5 protein-coding genes are annotated in these 6,539 nt (G+C 77.1%); 1 reads left to right on the forward strand and 4 read right to left on the reverse strand.

What is annotated here, in order from left to right; genetic code table 11:
- Window positions 1–3 precede the first annotated feature (3 nt).
- The 4 genes from ACI798_RS17185 to ACI798_RS17200 form a co-directional block, all read right to left on the reverse strand.
- The gene (locus tag ACI798_RS17185) at window positions 4–915 is read right to left on the reverse strand and encodes a DUF5996 family protein (RefSeq protein ID WP_456942166.1); all 912 of its coding nucleotides are present in this window, start codon (window positions 913–915) and stop codon (window positions 4–6) included.
- Between the two features lie 78 nt (window positions 916–993).
- Complete coding sequence (locus ACI798_RS17190; RefSeq protein WP_456942165.1) at window positions 994–1,980, reverse strand: pirin family protein; 987 nt, start codon at window positions 1,978–1,980, stop codon at window positions 994–996.
- Window positions 1,981–2,058: 78 nt separating this feature from the next.
- Window positions 2,059–3,594 (reverse strand): Mur ligase family protein, encoded by a 1,536-nt coding sequence (locus ACI798_RS17195; protein ID WP_457048482.1) that lies wholly within the window; start codon window positions 3,592–3,594, stop codon window positions 2,059–2,061.
- Window positions 3,595–3,650: 56 nt separating this feature from the next.
- A complete protein-coding gene (locus ACI798_RS17200) occupies window positions 3,651–4,418 on the reverse strand; it encodes a hypothetical protein (protein WP_457048483.1) in 768 nt (255 codons plus the stop codon).
- A 161-nt stretch (window positions 4,419–4,579) separates the two neighbouring features.
- On the opposite strand from ACI798_RS17200, the gene ACI798_RS17205 reads away from it, so the two are divergent.
- The gene (locus ACI798_RS17205) at window positions 4,580–6,388 is read left to right on the forward strand and encodes an ABC-F family ATP-binding cassette domain-containing protein (RefSeq protein ID WP_456942162.1); all 1,809 of its coding nucleotides are present in this window, start codon (window positions 4,580–4,582) and stop codon (window positions 6,386–6,388) included.
- The last annotated feature ends 151 nt before the right edge of the window (window positions 6,389–6,539 follow it).

The following is a 6,539-nucleotide window of genomic DNA, read 5'->3' on the forward strand; positions in this document are numbered from 1 at the left end:
GGGTCAGCGGGGTTCGGGCGCGGTCGGGCAGCGCAGCGCGCCCAGGTCCCAGCCGGCGCGGCGGGCGCCGGCGGCGTAGGCGCTCTCCAGGAAGTCCAGGACGGTGCCGCGCGGGTCGGCCGCCGTCCGCACGTCCTCGTAGGGCAGCAGCGCGAGGTGGGCGCCGCGGCTGTCGATCCACCGCGCCGCCGCCGGCCGCAGCGGCTCCTCGGCCAGGCCCGCGGGCTCGGGCGCGGTGTAGGAGTAGAACGCCGGCTCCGGGACCTGGTCGTCGCCGAACCAGAAGCCGGCGCTGATCACCTCGTGCGAGTAGGCCTCGCGGGTGACCGGGTCGACCGTCTCCGGCTGCTCCACCCGCCGGTCGGAGAAGCGGGTGACGGCCAGGTCGAAGGTGTGCCAGAAGTGGTGCACCGGGCTGGTCTTGGCGTAGCTGCGGCCGGCGAACTCCTCGAGCACCTGGGCCACCTGGCCGAGCACCACCCAGTAGCGGGTCACCGCGGCGCGGTCGTAGGCGGCGTGGTGCTCGTCCTCGGCGAACGGCGTGCGGTCGGCCAGGTCGAACGGGACGGGCAGCTCGACGGTCGCGGGCAGGCCGAGCGCCGCCAGGCTGCCGAGCAGCCGGCGGTAGAACGCCGCCACGCTCAGCCCGGGCAGCGGGAACGACGCCCGCCGCCCGTCGGCCACGGCGATCTCCAGCCGGTGGTCGACCAGGTCGAGGTCGACGGCGAAGACGGGGTCGAAGCCCATCGGCCGGGTGGTCAGGCCGCGGCCGGTGAGGTGGAAGGGGACGTGCCACCAGTGGTTGCGCCGCGGGGCGTTGGCCAGCCGCAGCTTGCCGACGACCTGCAGGAACCGGTGCAGGGTGTCCTTGGTGTCGGCCCACTCGGCCAGCGGGACGGGCGGGAAGACGGACACGGGGACTCCTCGGTCGGCGGGTTGCGGCCAGCATGCAGGCCCCGGCGGCGGCGTGGAAGCCGCCACCGGGGGCCGCGTTCACTGCCCGGTCTCGCCGCGCACGGCGCGGTGCGCGTCGGTGGCCGGGATGCTGCCGAGCCGGCCGGCCTGGTGGTCGGCGAACGCGTCCAGCAGCTCCTGCCGGGTGTTCATGACGAACGGCCCGTACACGGCGATCGGCTCGCGGATCGGCCGGCCGCCGAGGACGACGACGTCGAGGGCCGGCGTCCGCGACTCCTGCTGCACCGCGCCGCGCACCGTCACCGTGTCCCCGGGGCCGAGGACGGCGAGCCGGCCGGTGCGGACCGGCGCCCCGTCGATGCCGACGGAGCCGGCGCCGGACAGCACGTAGACCAGGGCGTTGAACGAGGGGTCCCACGGCAGGTCCAGCGTCGCGCCGGGGGAGACGGTGGCGTGCACCATCGCCATCGGCGTGTACGTGGAGCCCGGCCCGCGGTGCCCGGCGACGTCACCGGCGATGACCCGGAGGAACGCGCCGGCGTCGGGGCTGGCCAGCAGCACCGACCGGTCGGCGCGCAGGTCCTGGTAGCGCGGCTGCACCCACTTCTGCGCCCGCGGCAGGTTCACCCACAGCTGCAGGCCGTGGAACAGCCCGCCGCTGACCACCAGGTGCTCCGGCGGCCGCTCGATGTGCAGCACGCCGCCGCCGGCGGTCATCCACTGCGTGTCGCCGTTGCTGATCGTGCCGCCGCCGCCGTGGGAGTCGGCGTGCTCGAAGGTGCCGTCGATGATGTAGGTGACGGTCTCGAACCCGCGGTGCGGGTGCCAGGAGGTGCCCCTGGGCTCACCGGGGGCGTACTCGACCTCGCCCATCTGGTCCATGTGCAGGAACGGGTCGAGGTCGCGCAGGTCGACCCCGGCGAAGGCGCGGCGGACCGGGAACCCCTCCCCCTCGAACCCCGACGGCGCGGTGGTCACCGAGCGGGTGCGGCGCCGCACGGTGCCCGGCGCGGGGAGCGGGACGCGGGGCAGGGTGGTGGTGTCCTCGACGGTGACGGCGGGCATGGCCGGCCTCCCTCAGTTGAGCTCTCAACCAATGGCGACCGTAGCACCGGGAAGGCCCCGCGTGTTCCCGCCCGGGCGTCAGGAGGCGAGCTCGTCGCCGGCCGCGCCGTTCGTCGGCGGCCCGTGCTCGGCGAGCAGCGCGGTGTTCGCGACCTCGGCGTCGTCGAGGTGGACGGCGTCGCGCGGGTCGGTCGTGTCGAGCACCCGGGTCTCGTGGCCGCGGCCCACGAGCAGGACGACGTCGGCCGGGCCGGCGGCGCGCACCGCCGCCAGGATCGCCGCGCGCCGGTCCGGGACGGTGCGCACGGCCGCGTCCGCCCCCAGCAGGCCGACCCGCAGCTCGGCCACGATCGCCGCCGGGTCCTCCCCGTGGCTGCCCTCGTTGGTCAGCCAGACGACGTCGGCCGCGCGGGCGGACTCGCCCAGGCCCTGCCGCTTGTACCGGTCCCGCCGGCCGCGGGCGCCGAGCACCAGGTGCACCCGGCCGCCGGGCCCGGACAGGTCGCGGGCGGTGGTGATCGCCGCGGCCAGCGCGCGCGGGGTGTGCGCGTAGTCCACGACGACCAGCGGCCGCCCCGCGCCGCCGAGCACGGTGTTGCGCCCCCGCGGCGGCGCGACCGTGGCCAGGCCGTCGGCGATCCGCTCCGGGTCCACGCCGAGCGCCCGCCCGGTGGCCCAGGCCGCGGCCAGGTTGGTCACGTGCACCCGGCCGACCAGCGGGCTGTGCACCCGGTGCCCGCCGGCGTCGTCGGCCAGCAGCACCTCGGTGCCGCCGGCGCCGGTGCGCCAGCCCAGCACCCGGACGTCGGCGTCCGCGGCCGAACCCACGCGGGTCACCGGCACCGGTGCCTGGTCGGCCAGCCGCCGGCCCCACGGGTCGTCGACGACCACGACGCCGGCCGCCGCGCGGTCGCGCTCGAACAGCCGCGCCTTGCTCGCCCAGTACTGCTCGAGGGTGCCGTGGTGGTCGAGGTGGTCCTCCTCGAAGCCGGTGAACACGGCGACGTCGAAGCGCAGCCCGTCGATGCGGCCCATGTCCAGCGCGATCGAGGACGCCTCGACGACGGCCCGCCGCGCCCCCGCGTCGACCATCCACCGCAGCAGCTCGTGGAGCTCCGGGGCCTCGGGCGTGGTCAGCGACGTCCCGCGCGAGCGGGTGCCGACGGACGCGCCGAGCGTGCCGACGACGCCGGTGCGGGTGCCCGCCGCGTCGAGCACGCCGCGCACGAGCGCGCCGGTCGTCGTCTTGCCGTTGCTGCCGGTCACCCCGACCAGGCGCAGCGCGCGGGCCGGGTCGCCGGCGAGCAGCGCGCCGAGCGGGCCGAGGTGGGCGCGCACCGACGGGACCCGCAGCTGCGGCAGCGCGACGTCGACCGGCCGGTCCACCAGCAGCGCCGCGGCGCCGGCCCGCGCGGCGGCCCCGGCGTGCCGGTGCCCGTCGCTGACCGCACCGCGGACGCAGGCGAACAACGAGCCGGGGACCACCCGCCGGGAGTCGGTGACCAGACCGCGCACGGCCGGGTGGCCGGCACCCCCGACGCGGGAGACGGGTCCGCCGGGGACGGTGGCGGCGCGGCGCTCCACGGCCGACCAGGGGACGGCGGGGAGTCGCACCGGACCGACGATAGGTGGCGCGCGATCTTCTTGCAGGTCGAGAGGAACGGCGGCGCTCAGCGGAGCAGCCGGGCGACCCCGGTCAGCTCCTCCTCGACGTCGGCGTCGGGCAGCACCTCGCTGCGCTCGGCCAGCCGTGGCCGCCACGCCGGCGGGGCCGACCCGAGCCAGGCGGCGCCGGCGTCGGTGAGCCGGCCGTCGGAGCGCAGCGGCGCCCAGCCGCGCAGGAACCGCAGCCCCTCGGCGGCGGTGACCAGGGTGCGGGCCACGCCGCGGCCGCGGTACACCGGCTCGACGGTGACGTCGTCGACCAGGCCGGAGCGGATCCACCAGCGGACCTCGGCGATCCGGTCGGTCATCCGCACCCCGGCGGCGGCGACCTCGTGCGGGCGGACGACCGCGCCGGGCCGGAAGGCGTTGCCGCGGAAGGCCAGCAGCGAGGCGGCCGGGACCGCGCTGTGCGCGTGGGTGACCTCGGCGAACCACATCGGCGGGCAGGTCCCCGACAGGTCCTCGGCGACCTCGATGCGCACCACCCGGCCGTCGGAGGCGCGGTGCCGGACGTCGACCTGCCAGCCGGCGGGGCGGCGGCCGCGGGCGTCGACGGCGGTCATGTCGACCGGGGTACCGTCGGGGAAGCGGTCGGAGTTGACCGCCACCAGCGAGTACTCGACGGGGCCGGGGCCGCGGCGCAGCAGCCGGGCCCACCACAGCGCCGTCGTCTCCGGGGCGGGCTCGGCCAGCGGCGGGACCGCCCGCAGGCGCGGTGCCGCCGGCGCCGGGCCCGGGAACGCCGCGTCGTGGGCCGCTGCCGTCATGCTCATGTCGTCCTCCGCTCGTCCGCCCCGGACACCCGGGGTGTGCTGCCGACGACTCTCCGGATCGCACTTGCGGGTGCCTTGGGGTCCACTAGCGGTCCGCCCCCGGGCGGCCGGGACGGACCGGGAGCCGGGGATACTGGGCGTCCGATGACCTGGACCCGGCCGTGAGCGCCCCGCTGAACCTGCTCAACCTCGAGCGGGTCTCCAAGGCCCACGGCACCACCGTGCTGCTCGACGACGTCTCGCTCGGCGTCGCCGCCGGCGAGCGGATCGGCGTCGTGGGGCGCAACGGCAGCGGCAAGTCCACGCTGCTCGGCGTCCTCACCGGCCGCGAGGAGCCCGACTCCGGCCGGGTCACCCGGCGCGGCGACCTCGCCGTCGGCGTCCTCGACCAGTCCGGCACGCTGCCGCCGGGCGCCACCGTCCGCGACGTCGTCCTGCCGGAGACGCTGTTCGCCGCGGAGCACGAGTGGGCCGCCGACCCGGCCGTCCGCAGCGTGCTGACCGGCCTGGAGCTCGACCGGCTCGGCCTGGACAGCCCGGTCGCCCCGATGTCCGGCGGCGAGCGCCGGCGGGTCGCCCTGGCCGCGCAGCTGATCCGGCCGCTGGACCTGCTGGTGCTCGACGAGCCGACCAACCACCTCGACGTCGAGGGCGTCGCGTGGCTGGCCGACTACGTCAAGCGGCGGGTCGGCGCGCTGGTCGTCGTCACCCACGACCGGTGGTTCCTCGACGAGGTCTGCACGCAGACCTGGGAGGTCACCGACGGCGCGGTGCACGCCTACGAGGGCGGCTACGCGGCCTACACCCTGGCCCGCGCCGAGCGCGCCCGCGTCGCGGCGGTGACCGAGGAGCGGCGGCTGAACCTGGTGCGCAAGGAGCTGGCCTGGCTGCGCCGCGGCGCGCCGGCGCGCACCAGCAAGCCGCGGTTCCGGATCGAGGCGGCCGAGGCGCTGATCGCCGACGAGCCGCCGCCCCGGGAGTCGATGGCGCTCAAGGGCTTCGCCGCCCGGCGGCTCGGCAGGACGGTGTACGACGTCGAGGACGTCGACTACGCGGTGCCCTCCGACGACGGCCCGCGGCCGCTGTTCCGCGACCTGACCTGGCACGTCGGGCCCGGCGACCGCATCGGTGTGGTCGGCGTCAACGGCGCCGGCAAGACCTCTCTGCTGCGGCTGCTGGTCGGCGAGACCGAGCCCGACCGCGGCCGGGTGGTGCGCGGCCAGACCGTCGCCCCGGCGTACCTGTCCCAGCACGTCACCGAGCTGCCCGGGCGGCTGCGGGTGCTCGAGGCGGTGCAGGAGGTCGCGCGGATCGCCCGGATCGGCAACCAGGAGATCTCCGCGTCGTCGCTGGCCGAGCGGTTCGGCTTCCCGGCGTCGCGGCAGTGGACGCCGGTCGGGGACCTCTCCGGCGGCGAGCGGCGGCGGCTGCAGCTGCTGCGGCTGCTCATGGCCGAGCCGAACGTGCTGCTGCTCGACGAGCCGACCAACGACCTGGACATCGACACGCTCACCCAGCTCGAGGACCTGCTCGACTCCTTCCCCGGCACGGTGCTGGTGGTCAGCCACGACCGGTACTTCGTCGACCGGGTGTGCGACTCGGTGGTCGCGCTGATGGGCGACGGCTCGCTGGCCGCGCTGCCCGGCGGGGTGGAGGAGTACCTCGCCCGCCGGGCCGCCGGGGAGGCCGCGCTCCCCTCCGCGGCGCCGGCCGGCCCGACCGCGGCGGCCCCCGCCCCGGCCGGGCCCTCGGCGGCGGAGGTGCGTGCCGCCCGCAAGGAGGCCGCCCGGCTCGAGCGGCGGCTGGAGAAGCTCGGCGCGGAGGAGGAGCGGCTGCACTCCGAGCTCGCCGCCGCGGCCACCGACCACGCGAGGGTCATGGAGCTCGACGGCCGGCTGCGGACCCTGCTGGCCGAGAAGGACCAGGTCGAGACCGACTGGCTGGCCGCCGCGGAGCTCGCCGAGGGTTGACGCGGCGCCGTCGTCCTGGCTCACGCGAGCGCGTCCTGGCTCACCGCCGGCGACGGCGGGCCTGCGCCCGCCGACCTCCTCCGGCTCACACCGGAGTCCGTCACCTGGTGCTCGGGCCACCTCGCGTCGTGGAGGTGATCGGCGCGGCGAT

Source organism: Geodermatophilus sp. SYSU D01045 (assembly GCF_054050295.1).

What these genes read in the sequence shown, in the direction of transcription:
- ACI798_RS17190 (WP_456942165.1), bottom strand. Translation starts at nt 1,980, where the DNA reads ATGCCCGCCGTCACCGTCGAGGACACCACCACCCTGCCCCGCGTCCCG.
- ACI798_RS17200 (WP_457048483.1), bottom strand. Translation starts at nt 4,418, where the DNA reads ATGAGCATGACGGCAGCGGCCCACGACGCGGCGTTCCCGGGCCCGGCG.